This is a genomic window from Actinomycetospora chibensis (assembly GCF_028737215.1).
In the GTDB taxonomy this organism is placed as follows: Bacteria; Actinomycetota; Actinomycetes; order Mycobacteriales; family Pseudonocardiaceae; genus Actinomycetospora; species Actinomycetospora chibensis.
Window position 1 is genome coordinate 1 of record NZ_JAQZAM010000013.1, and the last position, 14,130, is coordinate 14,130.

Below are 14,130 nucleotides of genomic sequence, written 5' to 3' on the forward strand. Positions count from 1 at the left end.
CTCCACGGCGCGCTCCCACCGTGACGGGCGGAGCGCCAGGTCGAGCACGACGACGGTCAGCGACGGCTCACCGGACCACCGCGCGACGAGCAGGTCGTGCAGCAGCCGGTCCGCGACGACGAGCACCTGGACGGGACGCACGATCCGAGGACGCTAGGCATGACGTGCGCCACAGTCGTCCCCAAGATGCAGGAGAAACCGTCCGCAATCCGAAACGGAACCGTTCTGTGACGGCTTGTCAGGCAACCTGAGCCGCTGTACGACCGAACAGCAGATACTTCAGGTCTCAACGCCGTAGACAGCCCCGAAAAGCATCCAGATGTCGGTCACTCCCCGTGCTTGACGTGCCATCGACCGGGTGGTCACGCTGAACACACCGCCGATGTGGCAGGGCGCCGAAGGATGTTCCTCCGGGGGGAACGATGAATGTGGTCGAACGATGAATGTGGTCGTGGGTGGGCGCGGGACGCTGCTCACCGATCTGCTGGGGACGACGCTGACCGCGCACGGACACGCGGTGACGCTCGGGCCGGCCGCACGGGAGGGGCTGGTCGCCGTCGTGGCGGCGGTCGGCCCGGACCTGGTGATCGCCGACCATCTCGCCGACGCCGACCGCGACGTCGCCGTGTTCGTCCGAGCGCTGCGCGAGGCCGGTGGCGGGCGGTCCGCGGTCCTGGTGCTCACCTCCGACGACCTCCGCTCCTCCGTCGACGCCGCCCTGGCCGCCGGCGCTCGCGCCTACCTCCACCGCAGTCACGGTGTCGAGTCGCTGCTGCGGGCGCTGCGGCGTGTGGCCGCCGGCGAGATCGTGATCAGCGCCCCGCGCACGCCGGTGGACCAGGACCCGGCCGGGGCCCACGCACGTCGGCTGGTGTCGTTGCTGACCGAGCGTGAGATCGAGTGTCTCGCCCTGCTCGTCGAGGGCGTGAGCACCCGCGAGATGGAGCGGCGCCTCGGCATCGCCACCCTGACGGTCCGCAGCCACGTGCAGTCGATGCTCTCGAAGCTCGGGGTGCACTCGCGGCTGGAGGCCGCCTCGCTCGCCGTGCGTCACGACCTCCTGGTCGGCCGGGCGCTGCCCTCCCGGGCCGGCTGACGACAGTGCGCGCCGACGCCGCCACCCTCCCCGACCTGACCGATCTCGCGTTCTGGGCGGCTCCGGAGTCCGCGCGGCTCGCCGCCTTCGCCCACCTGCGGTCCCTGGACCGTCCGGTGTTCTTCGCCGAGCCGCGGGTGCCGCTGCTCCGCCCCGGCGGGGGGTTCCACGCCCTGGTGCGCCACGCCGACGTGCTCGAGGCCAGCCGCCTCACCGCCGTGTTCTCCAGCGAACCCGCCGCGGTGAGCCCCGAGCCGCCGCCCTGGCTCCCGATGGTGTTCGGCCGTCCCCTGGTGAACATGGACGACCCCCGGCACGCGCGCCTGCGCCGGATCGTGTCCCGCGCGTTCGCCCCCCGGCGCCTCGAGGCCCTCGACGTCGAGATCGCGGAGATCGTCGACGAGATCGTCACCCGGCTGGAGCGCCGGGGCTCGGGCGACTTCGTGGCCGACGCGGCCCGCGAGCTGCCGATCCACGTGATCTGCTCGATGCTCGGGATCCCGCGCGAGCGACGCGGGTTCGTCCTCTCGCGCATCGACGTCATGACCGAGTACTCCGGGGTGCGCGGGGAGATGCACCGCCTCGCGACGGCACGGCTGCTGCTGGGGAACCTGCGGGCGATCGTCGACCTGCGCCGGTTCGTCGTGGGTCTCGGGAGGCAGCGCCGGCGCGACCCGGGCGACGACATCCTGTCCGCGCTGGTCACCGCCGACGTCGACGGCGAGCGGCTCTCGTTGCGCGAGCTGGGGTCGTTCTTCGACCTGCTCCTCGTCGCCGGCAACGAGACCGTGCGCAACGCCGCCTCGCACGGGCTGGTGCTGCTCTCCGAGCACCCCGGGGAGCGCGAGCGGCTCGCCGCCGACCCGGACGCGCTGATGGGCACCGCGATCGAGGAGATCGTGCGGATGTGCTCGCCGATCGTCCAGTTCCGGCGCACCCTGACCCGCGACCACGAGCTGCGCGGCCACCCGCTGCCGGCCGGGTCCAAGGTCGTGCTGTTCTACGGCTCGGCCAACCGGGACGAGGCCGTCTTCGACGCCCCCGACACCTTCGACGTCGGGCGCCGGCCCAACCCGCACGTCGGCTTCGGCGGGCCCGGCGCGCACCTGTGCCTGGGCGCCCACCTCGCCCGCCGCGAGCTGGGGGCCCTGTTCCGGGCGGTGCTCGCGCGCCTGCCCCACCTGCGGACGGCCGGGCCGGCGGTGCCGCTGCTCTCGTCGTTCGACCACGGCATCGTCGCGCTGCCCTACACCGTGTGACCCGTACGCCGTGTGGCACGCCTCAGGAGCGCACCGCGCCGGGCACGACCCTCGTGCGCACCGAGGCGGCCCGTTTGAGGACCCTGTCCGCGGCGGCGTAGAGGCGCGGGTCGTCGAGCACCCGGTTGCGCAGCCGCCGCACGGGCTCGCGGCGCGCCCAGTGCAGCGCGGCGGACGGGCCACGACGCACGATCCGGCCCTCGGCGACGACCAGGTCGCGGCTGCGGAAGCAGTCCTTGTAGCCCTTGGCGCCGCGCCCCATGTCGATCTCGAGGATGCCGTCGGCGGCGGCGTGCTCGGCGAGCATGAGGTGGTGCAGCAGGCCCGGGGAGTAGTGGCGGAATTCCATGTCGAACGCCGGGAACCAGCCGGCCAGGGACGACCCGCTGCGCAGACCGAAGTGCCCGGCGACCGGGGTGTCGCCGGCCCGGAGCACCGAGAGCGTGCCCGCGAACGACTCGGTTCGCGTGTCCAGCAGCGACTCGAGCAGCTCGCGGATCCAGGGGACGCGGAACCGGTCGCTGCGCCCGGTGCGCTGGTACTGCTGCGACTTCCAGTCCATGATCCGGCGCAGGCCGTCGGGGTCGGCGGTGCCGAGCGTGAACGTCACGGTGCCGTGGTCACGCCCGAGCGCCCGGCGCTTGCGCTCCAGCTCGGAGAGGAACGACTTCGACCGCGAGCGCACGTGCGCCCGGAACGCCGCGTAGCCGCCACTGAGATCCATCACCGGCGACGGCACGCGCAGCGCCTGGAAGCGCTCGAACGGCTTCTGGCCGTCGACGAGGTGGTCGAACTCCCACACCGACAGCCCGCAGGCCCGCAGGAGCTGCTGCGGATCCCACTCGACGTCCGGGGCGTGCACCAGCCCGTGCGCGTCGGTGAGCCCGGGAGCGGGCGGGGTGCCGTAGCCCCACGGCCCGCGCTCGAAGGGGAAGAACCCGACGGTGCCGACCGACTCCTCGAGCACCGCGACGCGCAGCTGCGGGCGCACCCGCCCCACCGCCAGCACGAACTCCGGCGCGAGGAACGGGTGCGCCGTCGCACCGGTGCCCTGGAACCCGCGCCAGCTCTCGAGGTCGGACGCGCCGAGCTCGTCCGGACGGACCACCCTGATCTGCACGTCGTCGCCCCCACGTCGTCCAGGGTCCCCACCCCCGGCCCTGTGCCCGGCAACCCTAGGGACGTGAAGGCCGCGTGACGTCGTGCGAGTGGACCACCCGACGTAAGCACCGTGCGGGTGGCCGCCGCGTGCAGCGCTACCTCGGGCAGAGGCAGAAGGGGTGGCCGACGGGGTCGAGGAGGACGCGCCACCGGTCACCCGGCTGGTCGTCGGGCAGCGACGCGCCGAGCTCACGGGCCCGGTCGATCGCGGCGTCGAGGTCGTCCACCGCGAGGTCGAGGTGGTAGCGCTTGGTGCCCTCGGGGTCCGGCCACGGCGGCGCGACCCAGCCCGGCACGCGTCCGAAGCCGATCGGGGCGCCCTCGCCCGAGATCATCGCGTACTCGTCCTCGGCGTGGACGACGTCCCAACCGAGCAGGGCACCGTAGAAGGCGGCCTGCGCCCGCGGGTCGGGGCCGTCGAGATTGAGCATGGCGAGTGTCGTGGACATGCCGCCGACGCTAGGGCTCGTTCCTGACAGGGTGCGTCAGGTTGCGCTCACCCGTGCAGGAGCGAGGGACGCCCTCGCTGCGTCCCACGCAGCTGGGGACGCCCTCGCGCCGCCACCCACCCGGCCCACCCTGGTTCACCCCATCCGGTGGACCCGCCCGTTCCGGTCGTTCGGGAGCTAACGGTCCCGGCACACGCTCCGACAACCGGGCACACAGCGTCCGACCGGCCGCTGGAGGGCTACGCCGTTCGGGGGTCGATCATGGGGCAGCACCACCGGCGGGAGGACACCCTCGTGACGCCGGCGACGGTGCCGGCGCCCGCCCACCGCGTGCCGCAGGACGCCCCGCCCGCCGGGCTCGGCTACCCCGCACCGACGGCCTACCGCCCGCACCCGGTCACCGGCGTGCCCACCCCGCCCCGTGGCGCGGTCGCCGCCCACCCCGCCCCGGCCGTCCGCACGGCACCGCGCACCGCCCGGCCCGGGACCCGCACCCCGCTGGCCGTCGCCGTCGCGGGTGCCGCGATCGCGCTGATCGGGATCGGCTCGCAGCTCCCGTCGCTCGTCGACGCCGTGTCCACCACGGCCGCGAGCGCACCGAGCCCCGCGAGCGCCCCGGCCTCCCCCGCCGTCGCCCAGCAGTGCGCCACGGTGGTCGCCGACGCCCTGGACGACACCGTCACCTCGCTCGGGCAGACGCCGAGCGACCGGTGGGACGGCGTCGTCGACGCCCGCGGGGACGCGCTCGCCGCGACCTACGGCACCACGTCGTCCGAGCACGACGCCTTCGTCGCCGGCTCGGACGACATCCTCGGCTGGCTGCGCGACGGCTCGACCGAGGACTACGGCACGGTCACCACCCGCGTCGCCCGGACCGTCGCCACGGCCTGCGGCTCCTGACGCACGTGCGTGACCTTCCGAGCCATAGCCCAGAAGATCACGCACGAGGGAGGCGGCGGCGGACGATGCCGGCGGCGGCGAGCAGGGCGGAGACGCCGGCGGTCGCGACCGCGACGTCGCGCAGCACGATCGGCAGGAGCACCACCCCGGTCGAGCCCGCCGAGAGCAGCCCGCGGCCGTCGCCGATCGCCGGCTTCGAGACCTCGGTCGGAGGGGCACCGGACGCCGCGCCCGGGTGGCCCTCGGGCGGGAGCTGGTGCTCCGGGACGTTGTCGGCGGGCGCCGTCTGCGGCGGCGCCGTGTCGGTCACGAGCATCTCGTGGTCCGAGTCCGACCACGCGTCCTCGAACGTCGACCGCGGCACCACCGAGATCGCGCCGCTCGGGTCGCCGGGGTCGGCGAGGTACACGTTCTCGTCGTCGATGCCCGTCACCACGACGGCGTGGTTCGCGTCGGAGCCGCCGTCCGAGGCCCCACTCGATCCGTCGTCGTCCGCGCGGTACCAGACCTCGTCGGAGTCGACGTAGGCGATGATGTCGCGGTCCTGGTCGAGCAGGAGCTCGAGGTCCTTCAGGCTCCCGTGCGTGGTGGTCGCGGGAATGCCGTAGCTCTCGAGCAGCGCCTCGCCCTCCGACGACGTCATGCCCGACGCGTCGTCCGGCGCGCCGTCGCCGTTGGTGTCGGTGGTGGTGAGCCAGCCGTGCTCGATCGCGCGGGCCACGACCTCGCCCTCGCCGACGTTGGTGCCCTGCCACTCGCCCACGACCTGCGCGACCGCCGCCGGCACGCAGTAGCCGTTGACCGACTGCGCGTACCAGTAGGACGAGGCCTGCTCGGGGTCGCCGTGCATGCCGCCGTCGTCGCGGGCCGCCGAGGCGTCCGCGGGCAGGGCCCCGTCGCGGAAGTTGTCCTCGTGGCGGTACCAGTCGGTCGACCAGCCGCCGTCGGTCACCGGGTGGACCTCGTCGTCGGTGACCAGCCCGTCGCCGTCGGCGTCGGTCCACGCGAGGTCGAGCACGCCGTCGCCGTTGGTGTCCACCGCGGTGACGTCGACCAGCCCGTCGCCGTCGAGGTCGGTGAAGAGGTCGGCAGACTCGTCGACGGGCAGGTCCTGCGTAGCCGGGTGTCCCGCGTCGAAGTCCACGCCGCTTCGACGTCGCCGGGCGGGCGGAATGTTCCGGGCCAGGTCCCGGGCCGGGGTGGCCTCAGGCCTGGGTGATGAGCGCGTCGGTGCGGATCGCCGAGATGTGCCGGTCGCGGGCGGTGCGACGAGCACGGTCCGACGCCTGGTTCTGCGCGACGCTGACGCCCAGCAGGGCACCGGTCACGAAGAACACGCCGATGACGACCACGGCCACGATGACGAACATCCGTCTCTCCTCTTCCCGAGCGCCGGGAACGCCCCTGCACTCATGGATCCAGACGGCTGTCCCCCCGCCGTGGTTGGCGGCCGGCGCCCGTCGGCAACGTCACGGGCGTCGTCTCGCGCCCCGGACGCAACCTCCGCGCCGTCACGCGCCCGTGACACGCGAGCGGGCGTCGCGGGGGTGGGACGGGGGTACGCAGCCCGGTGATGAGCAGCGACCCGAAGGTCCCCACCGAGAAGAACCCCGACACGGCGCCCGACGCCGACCCCGAGGAGGTCGACCCGGCCTTCGACATCGACCTCGAGCCCGACGAGCAGGGCCTGGCCGGCTCCGGCGAAGAGCCCAGCGGCTGACCTACCAGCCCAGGAGGCCGGGCAGCCGCTGGCTCACCGCCGCGGAGAGCGTGCGGCTGTACGACGCCGTGAGGTGGTTGTCGTCGAGGTAGACGAGCACGTTGCCGATCTCGGGCGGACAGGTCGTGGGGGTGCAGATCTCGTCGCTGAGGTCGAGGAACCCGACGTTGTCCGGCACGCCGTCGAGCAGCGCGTACGGCGGGTCGGCGGCCAGGAGCTCGCCGCGGGGGATCTCGCAGTCGGGGGCACCGCGCCCCAGCGCCTCGAGGCACTCCGCGGGCCGGTGGTCGAAGCGCGGGTTGTCGCGCACGGCCACGACGGGGACGCCGGCGGCGTCGAGACGCTGCCAGGCGGCCACGAAGCCCTCCGGGGTCTGCTCGGTGAGCCCCTGCCGGACGTCGCGTGACGCGCTGACGACCACCGCGTCCGGCGGCGCGGCGGCGAGGTGCTCGATCGCGGCCTCGTTCCACGCGATGCACGAGGCGTCGGCCGGGTCGGTCTCCGACGCCGTCGAGAACGGGCAGCGGGCGCGGACGAGCGTGCGCACCTCCCAGTGCTGCTCCCGCGCCAGCGGCTCGAGGGCCGGGAGGATCTGCTGCATGTGGGAGTCGCCGACGAGGGTGACGCGGCGCTGCGGCTCGCCCTCGGCGCTGATCGGCACGCACTCCTCGAGCACGGGGTGGTCGGCCACCGGGGCGCACCCGGCCCGGTAGTCCGCCCAGTCGTCCTGCAGCCGCGCCAGCGACGGCTCGACCGGCGCCGCGGGGTCGCCGTCGACGACGTGGTCCGCCGCGAGCGCACCGGACAGGGCCAGGGCGCCCGGGTGGGAGGGGTCGCCGAGGGCGACGGGCGCGCCCGCCCCGGCCGCCGCGACGGCGGACCACACGCCGAGCGCGACCAGCGCCGGGGCCAGGCAGGCCGCCACCAGCGCCGGCGCCCGCACCCGGCCCAGCCGCGCGAGCGACACCGCGCGCAGCGGCTCCTCCAGGAGGTGGTGGGTGGCGATCGCGAGAGCCACCGAGACCGCGACGACCACCAGCCCGCCGACCGGCCCCGCGGCCGGGAGCCCGGCGAGCACCAGGAACACGACGAGCACCGGCCAGTGCCACAGGTAGAGCGGGAAGCTGATCTTCCCCAGGTACTGGGCGGCGCGCGTGGAGAGCAGTCGGTCGGCGCCCCCGGTGCGGCCCGCCACGATGATCGCGACCGCGGACAGCACCGGCCACAGCGCGAGGTAGCCGGGGAAGGCGGCGCCGACGTCGAGGACCGCGCCGCACGTCACCAGGCCCGCGACGCCGACCCACCCGAGCACGGCGCGCGCCACCGTCCCGAGCCGCACCCGGTCGATCACGAGGGCGAGGAGGCCGCCGAGGGCGAACTCCCAGAGGCGCGTGCGGGCGTCGAAGTAGGCGAAGGCCTGGTCGGAGGACGTGGCGATCACCGAGTGCGCGAAGGACGCGAGCGCGACCGCGGCGAGGGCCGCGAGCAGCGCGGCGCGCACATCGGCACCCCGGAACCGCGCCCACCGCGCCACGGCGAGCACCAGCAGCGGGGCCAGCAGGTAGAACTGGGCCTGGATCGACAGCGACCAGAAGTGCTGGGCGACGCTCGCGGCGCCGTTGTCGGCGTAGTAGTCGACCGAGTCGAGCGCCAGGCGCCAGTTCTCGACGAAGAACGCCGAGGCCAGCAGCTCGTGCAGGTTGCGCGACCACGTCGAGGCCGGCAGCAGGACCGCCGCGACCACCGTGCTGACGGCCAGGACCAGCCCGGCGGTGGGAAAGAGCCGCCAGAACAGCCGGGTCCACGTGGTGGCGAGCGCGACCCGCTCGCCCCGGATCGCGCTGCGCGCGGTCATCCCGAGGATGAAGAAGCCCGAGAGCAGGAAGAAGACGTCGACGCCGCCGGAGACGCGCCCGATCCAGACGTGGTAGACGACGACGAGGACGGCGGCGAGACCCCGCAGCCCCTCGATCTCGGGACGGCGGGCGCTGCGGGTCGTGCCCGGCGCGCGGTCGACGGTCTCGAGACCGGCCACTCCTGCTCCCCTCGCCCTCACCCCGTCACACCCTGCGGCGGCCCGCTCGCCGCCGGTGACCAGCCTCCCGCACGGTCCGTGAGGTGCGGGTGCCGGGCCGGGCACGTGCTCTACTGGGCCCGATGGAGACCGCGGAGATGCCCCGACGCACCCGCAAGCGGCACGAGCGCCACGACCGCGTCTTCGAGGCAGCGGTGGCGCTGATCGTCGAGAAGGGCTTCGACGACACCTCGATGAACGACGTCGCCGCCCGCGCGGGCCTCTCGCGCACCACGGTGTTCAACCACTTCCCCCGCAAGATGGCCTTCCTCGACGAGTGGGCCCTGCGGCGACGCGAGCGCGCGGCGTCGTCGTTCGCCCACGAGCCCGGGGCCCTGCTGCCGCTGCGCGAGGTCCTCGGCCGCTACCTCGCGGCCCTCGCCGATCTCAATGTCGAGACCCGGCGCGAGACGGTCGCCCTCATGCCCCCGCGGCTCCGCCACACCGACTGGCTGGTGACCCATCCCCTCGTCCGCGACCTCGCCGAGTTCGTCACCGAGTCGGGCGTCGCGCTGCGCCCCCACGCCGGGCCGGACCAGATCGGGCGGATGCTGGCGCTCGGCTACTTCTCGGCCGTGATCCGCTGGATCGACGTCGAGCCCGCGCCGTTCGACCTCGCCACGGAGCTCTCCGACCTGCTCGAGACCGTGCTCACGGGCGCTCTGGCCGAGTGACCCCGTGGGTGACCCGCCGGACCTGACCGGGTTCTCGGCCGGCCGTGGAGACATACCGCGCCCGGGTTGTCCCTCGTCCGTGTGAGTCCGTGACACGACCGTTATCGAGTCGTGACATCACTCGTTGTCCGACTCGAGGGAACGCAGCGTCACGTTCCCTCAGGCATGTGAGGGCTCGCCCTCGCGCGCCGACACCGCTTCCCACCTGACGCGAGGGGTTCTTCCGTATGGGCATGCACTCTGCTCGCCGCACCGGCTCGACGACGACCGTCGCAGGTCGCGGGCTGTTCACCGCCACCGCCGCCTTCGCCCTGATCGGCGGCGGCACCGGGATGGCGTTCGCCGGCGAGGCGCCCTCGTCCCACGGCCACGAGAGCTCGCACAGCGGGACCGCCGAGCACGGCAGCGATCACACGAGCGACTGCGAGATCCCGGTCGTCGACCCGGCGAACGAGCAGCTCGACGCCACGGTCAACGGCGCCACCGGCGGCGCGACCACCCAGGCCCTCGAGGCCGGCAACGAGGCCGTCGCCCCGGTGCACGACGCGGTCTGCCCGCCGGCCAGCGAGATCCTCGACCCGCTCAGCGGCCAGCTCCCGTCCGCCGGCGACGAGGAGGAGGACGGGGAGGAGGACGAGGAGGCCACCCCGCGGGCCACCTCCGAGGAGCCGGAGGAGTCCGCCGAGTCGGAGGAGGCCGGGAAGACCGCGGAGACCGCGTCCTCGGCCACCCAGGAGCCCACGATCACCGATATCCCGGCCATGGCGCCCGCCGCGTCCTGATCCAGGACGCCGCACGGCCCGCGGCCCCGGTGACGTCCCCGAAACGTCACCGGGGCCGCTTGCTGTCCGCCCCTTTCGACCGGGTCAGCCCGGGTCAGCCCGCCGGCAGGAGCGCCCCGATGTCGGTGACCTGGTCGGCGGGCGGCGGCGCCACGGTGACCGGCAGACCGTGCTCGGTGAGGTCCAGGGTCACCGCGGTCGAGGTCGCGGGACGGCCGGGGCGCTCGGGGGCCGTGGTGGTCTGGGCGATGCGGCGCAGGAGTCCCTGCTCGTCGACCCAGCAGTCGGTCGGCAGGCGGCTCGTGCCGATCTGCGCGACGAGGCGGTCGATCGCCGGCCGCTGCGCCGGGTCCGCCGCCGCGGGGGTGGCGAGCAGGTCCACCGTCGCGGCGTAGTGCGTCGTGGGCGTCCCGTCCACCGGCTCCGGCCCCACGAGGCGGGCCTCGGTGACGCCCTGCAGGGCGGCGACCTGCTGCAACGGGTCGGTCGGTGTGCCCGCGAGCTGCGGGAGCGGTCCGCCGAGCGTCGCGGCCGCCAGCCGGTCGAGGGCGATCGACGCCCACGCTCGCCCACCGGGGACCAGGAGCGCGACCGCCGGCGGCACCTGGGCGTAGAGCTGCCCACCGACCAGCAGCACCCGCGTCCCGCCGCCGAGCAGGGGCACCGTGACGGTCGTGTCGGCGCTGCGCGCGACGAGGTCCGCAACGCCGCTGCCCGTCACCTCGGTCCCGGGCGTGCCCGGCGGGCCGGTGCGGGACGTGAACGCCACCCGCGCGGTGCGCTCCTCGTAGGTCCGGCCGACCGCGTCGCGGACCTCCGTGAGCGGGTCGTCGCTGCCGCACCCCGCGACCAGCGCGAGCAGGAGCGCGAGGACGGCCAGCACCCCGGAGCGTCGCGCCACCGGATCAGTATCGCTGCTCGGTGCCCCATCGCCGCCCGGACACCGCAACGGCCCCGACCCGCGAGGAGCGGGCCGGGGCCGGGGCGGCGCTGGGGAGCGGGGTCTTCAGGGGGACGAGGTCAGTGCAGACTGCGGGTGCGTCGCGCGCGGGAGTTCTCCTCGAGGCGCTGGCGCCAGAGCTCCCAGGTGTCGGGGTCGATCGCCTGCCCGGCCGGCGGCGTGTGCGGCGTCCGCGGCGAGGGCAGGAGGGCCGGGCGGGCCGCACGGACACTGCCGGCCGGGAGGGCGGGCATGCTGCCGGTGAGCGGCTCCCAGGGCCAGGACTCGCGCACCGCCCGGGAGCGGTGGAAGCCGAGGCCCATGATCCAGCCGAAGATCAGGTGGCCGATCAGCGAGAGCGTCAGCGTGGTCGCCGTGACCGGGAACATCATGGTCTGGCCCAGCGGCGCGATCCAGACGGTGGCGATCAGCCCGGCCCACACGGGGAAGACCGAGAACGCGACGGCCGCCAGCACCGCCACACGGCGCGAGCACTTCTGCAGCCCCATCGCCGAGGCGATCGCGAAGAACGTGATGCCGATGCCGCCACCGTCGCCGATGTAGCGCCAGAGGTAGCCGACGACGGCGCCGGAGGTCATGTCGTCCGGGTTGCCGGTGATCCAGGTGCCCATCACCGGGATGAAGTCGGCCCACCAGCCGAAGACGTGGACGGTGGTGAGCCGGAAGCCGTCGTAGATCGCGCAGCCGACGACGCCCCAGAGCATGCCGTCGGCGATGACACGGTCGCCCTGGTGCGGCGCGAGCACGGTGAGGGCGACGATCGCGGCGGCGAGGGGGATGACGAGGATCGGGGCGGAGTCCTGCATCCTCATGACGCCGAACACGTGGGCGGAGATCGCCAGCAGCGGCAGGGCCGCCAGCATCAGGTGGAGCCCGATCCGCAGCAGGCCGGCACCGTCACGGCCGCGGAGACCTCTGGTGGTGCCCGGACCCGACCCCGTGGCGGGGCGCTCCGGTGTGGTCGTCGTGTTCATCGCCGGGAACGCTAGGGAATCGGGCGGGTACGCACCGCGAACCTGAGAGAGGCTGAGGAGAACGCCGCCCACGCGCCGTCGGCGCGCGACGACCGGCGAGGCCGCTCACCCGTTCGGAGCACGGCGAGCGGTGGCGCCGACCGCAATCTCCTCATTCGGGCGGCCCGGGCGAATCCCCGGCGACGACCCGCGCGGGACACGCGCCGAGCGGGCCGCCGGTCCGGGTCCGCGCGTCGCCGGCGCCGTCCGCCGGACCGGTCGTCGACGCCGGGCCGACACCAACCCGTGACCGGACCGAGATCAGGGCGCTCCGGAACCCGGAGGCCGACCGACCGGGTGTGGTGGAGGCGTGCAGGCAGGATGGAGCAGCCATCCGCCGCGAGGGGCAGGCCGTTCGGCCCAAGGACACGCTCGGAAGCACCTTGAGGCCTCGGTCGGGTGACAATCTGTTCGCACATGAGCACGGTCCGCACGGCCGCGGGGTGGGCGCGAGACGCCCGCCCGGACCGACCCGGGAGACGCCCTCGATGACCGACGTGGTGACCCACGCCGACCCCTCGTCCGGCGACGGCCGACGCGGATCACGCACCCGCCGCGCCCACCGGGGCCTCCGGGTGCCCGGCAGTGTGCCCGCCGGCGGCACCGAGCGCACGGACGACGACGGGCGCCCGCGTCACCGGCGCACCCCTGGCACTGCTCCGTTCGTGGCGACGACGACCGGCGCAACCCGCCACCGCGCGGCGTCCCGTGACGCCGCCGGCCCCGCCGGCGACGACGACCCCACGACCCCGATCGCGCTCGTCCCGACCACCCACGCACCCACGGCGCAGGTCGAGCCCGCGACCACCCACGTCGCGGCGACCGGGCTGACCGCGGCGACCTCGGTGACCGCGCTGACCTCGCCCACGTCGACCGGTCGGCACGCCGCCATCGACGCCACGAGCCACGCCCCGGCCGCGGTCCCCGGCACCGCGATCGGCCCGCCGAGCGGCCGTCACGCCGCCCCGACCTCCCGGGTCGCCGCCGCCGCACCGACCACGACCGCGACGCCGGCCACGACCACCGGGGCCACGACCTCCGGGACCACGGCATCGAGCGGGTCCGCCGAGCCCTCCGCCCGCCGTCGGGGCCTCCCCCTGCGGGCCACGATCGGCCTGATCGGCGGCGGCGGGGTGGCCGCGCTCTTCGCACTGACCACGCCCGGCTCGCCGGTGTCGACGTCCGCCCCGCTCGAGGCGGCCCCGTCGTCGGCCGCGCCCGCGGGCCTGTTCTCCCCCGTCGTGCCGAGCAGCCCCGACGCGTCGACGTCGTCCGCGCTGCCCGTGGTGCCGGTGACGCCGCCGTCGGTGTCCTCCACCACCCCGACCAGCGAGGGGCCGCAGCCCGTGATCGGCGCCCTGTTCGACGCCGCGTCCGGGGCGTTCTCCGACCTGTTCGACAACAGCGCCAACGACGGGCTGGTCGAGAACGGACCCCGTCCGCGGATCGTCGCGAACCCGGACGACCCGGACCGTCAGGCGTGGCAGTTCTCGCTCGGCCCCGGCGGCAAGCGCAGCGAGGTGCTGCCACAGGGCCCGGGCACCGAGCCGGTCGACGGCGACCAGCAGTTCGTCCGCTACACCGCGCAGCTCTCCGACGACTTCCCCACGGACACGGGCAACTGGCAGGTCATCCTGCAGTGGCACCACACGTCGCCCAACGGGTCGCCGCCGCTCGCGCTCCAGGTCACCCGCGGCCAGCTCTACATGGTCAGCGAGGGCGACGACATGCAGGCGATCGGGCCGGTGTCGCCGGGGCAGCGGATCGACCTCGCGATGAAGATCACGTTCGCGCAGGACCCCAGCGAGGGCTCGGTGACGGTGTGGCGGGACGGTCGTCCCACCGGCGTCACGAACTGGAGCCCCCGCGACGGGACCATGAGCACGCACGCGGCGTACCTGAAGATGGGCATGTACCGCGCGCAGGCCATCCGCGAGGGCGGCTCGATCATCGTCACCGACCTCAAGATCGGGCGGGACGCCGCGGGGATCGGCGGCATCGGGCCGCGCGCGAGGGACTAGCTCGGGGCCCCACCTCACGC

The 14,130-nt window shown here is 74.6% G+C and carries 14 protein-coding genes; 7 read left to right on the forward strand and 7 right to left on the reverse strand.

The features are described from left to right. Positions 1–439: 439 nt before the first annotated feature. Both PH189_RS19845 and PH189_RS19850 read left to right on the forward strand, forming a co-directional pair. Complete coding sequence (locus PH189_RS19845) at positions 440–1,096, forward strand: response regulator transcription factor (protein WP_274190561.1); 657 nt, start codon at positions 440–442, stop codon at positions 1,094–1,096. 5 nt (positions 1,097–1,101) lie between these two features. After that, the gene (locus tag PH189_RS19850) at positions 1,102–2,355 is read left to right on the forward strand and encodes a cytochrome P450 (RefSeq protein ID WP_274190562.1); all 1,254 of its coding nucleotides are present in this window, start codon (positions 1,102–1,104) and stop codon (positions 2,353–2,355) included. A gap of 22 nt (positions 2,356–2,377) precedes the next feature. On the opposite strand, the gene PH189_RS19855 is transcribed toward PH189_RS19850, so the two are convergent. Together PH189_RS19855 and PH189_RS19860 are read right to left on the reverse strand one after the other, a co-directional pair. Beyond that, the gene (locus PH189_RS19855; RefSeq protein ID WP_274190563.1) at positions 2,378–3,475 is read right to left on the reverse strand and encodes a GNAT family N-acetyltransferase; all 1,098 of its coding nucleotides are present in this window, start codon (positions 3,473–3,475) and stop codon (positions 2,378–2,380) included. 136 nt (positions 3,476–3,611) lie between these two features. Beyond that, positions 3,612–3,965, reverse strand: a complete 354-nt coding sequence (locus PH189_RS19860; protein WP_274190564.1) for a VOC family protein — start codon at positions 3,963–3,965, stop codon at positions 3,612–3,614. Between the two features lie 261 nt (positions 3,966–4,226). On the opposite strand from PH189_RS19860, the gene PH189_RS19865 reads away from it, so the two are divergent. Continuing rightward, positions 4,227–4,865 (forward strand): hypothetical protein, encoded by a 639-nt coding sequence (locus tag PH189_RS19865; protein ID WP_274190565.1) that lies wholly within the window; start codon positions 4,227–4,229, stop codon positions 4,863–4,865. 37 nt (positions 4,866–4,902) lie between these two features. Here PH189_RS19865 and PH189_RS19870 read toward each other — a convergent pair whose 3' ends face one another. After that, entirely contained in the window at positions 4,903–6,009 is a 1,107-nt protein-coding gene (locus PH189_RS19870) for a C39 family peptidase (protein ID WP_274190566.1), read from the reverse strand. A 61-nt stretch (positions 6,010–6,070) separates the two neighbouring features. Beyond that, the gene (locus PH189_RS19875) at positions 6,071–6,235 is read right to left on the reverse strand and encodes a hypothetical protein (protein ID WP_274190567.1); all 165 of its coding nucleotides are present in this window, start codon (positions 6,233–6,235) and stop codon (positions 6,071–6,073) included. 203 nt (positions 6,236–6,438) lie between these two features. Between PH189_RS19875 and PH189_RS19880 the strand changes: the two genes are divergently transcribed. Further along, positions 6,439–6,585 carry a hypothetical protein gene (locus tag PH189_RS19880; RefSeq protein WP_274190568.1) on the forward strand — a complete coding sequence of 49 codons (147 nt, stop codon included), beginning with the start codon at positions 6,439–6,441 and terminating at the stop codon, positions 6,583–6,585. A gap of 1 nt (position 6,586) precedes the next feature. On the opposite strand, the gene PH189_RS19885 is transcribed toward PH189_RS19880, so the two are convergent. Continuing rightward, positions 6,587–8,620, reverse strand: coding sequence for an acyltransferase family protein (locus PH189_RS19885; RefSeq protein ID WP_274190569.1), 2,034 nt, complete (start codon positions 8,618–8,620; stop codon positions 6,587–6,589). A gap of 122 nt (positions 8,621–8,742) precedes the next feature. Between PH189_RS19885 and PH189_RS19890 the strand changes: the two genes are divergently transcribed. Together PH189_RS19890 and PH189_RS19895 are read left to right on the forward strand one after the other, a co-directional pair. Beyond that, on the forward strand, positions 8,743–9,333 hold the full coding sequence (locus tag PH189_RS19890) for a TetR/AcrR family transcriptional regulator (protein WP_274190570.1): 591 nt from the start codon (positions 8,743–8,745) through the stop codon (positions 9,331–9,333). A 233-nt stretch (positions 9,334–9,566) separates the two neighbouring features. Then, the gene (locus PH189_RS19895) at positions 9,567–10,115 is read left to right on the forward strand and encodes a hypothetical protein (RefSeq protein WP_274190571.1); all 549 of its coding nucleotides are present in this window, start codon (positions 9,567–9,569) and stop codon (positions 10,113–10,115) included. A gap of 94 nt (positions 10,116–10,209) precedes the next feature. Here the strand turns inward: PH189_RS19895 and PH189_RS19900 are convergent, their stop codons facing one another. Both PH189_RS19900 and PH189_RS19905 read right to left on the reverse strand, forming a co-directional pair. Beyond that, the gene (locus PH189_RS19900; RefSeq protein WP_274190572.1) at positions 10,210–11,016 is read right to left on the reverse strand and encodes an SCO4651 family lipoprotein; all 807 of its coding nucleotides are present in this window, start codon (positions 11,014–11,016) and stop codon (positions 10,210–10,212) included. A 119-nt stretch (positions 11,017–11,135) separates the two neighbouring features. After that, positions 11,136–12,050, reverse strand: coding sequence for a hypothetical protein (locus PH189_RS19905; protein ID WP_274190573.1), 915 nt, complete (start codon positions 12,048–12,050; stop codon positions 11,136–11,138). Between the two features lie 527 nt (positions 12,051–12,577). Here PH189_RS19905 and PH189_RS19910 point away from each other — a divergent pair. Next, a complete protein-coding gene (locus tag PH189_RS19910; RefSeq protein ID WP_274190574.1) occupies positions 12,578–14,110 on the forward strand; it encodes a heparin lyase I family protein in 1,533 nt (510 codons plus the stop codon). Positions 14,111–14,130 lie beyond the last annotated feature (20 nt).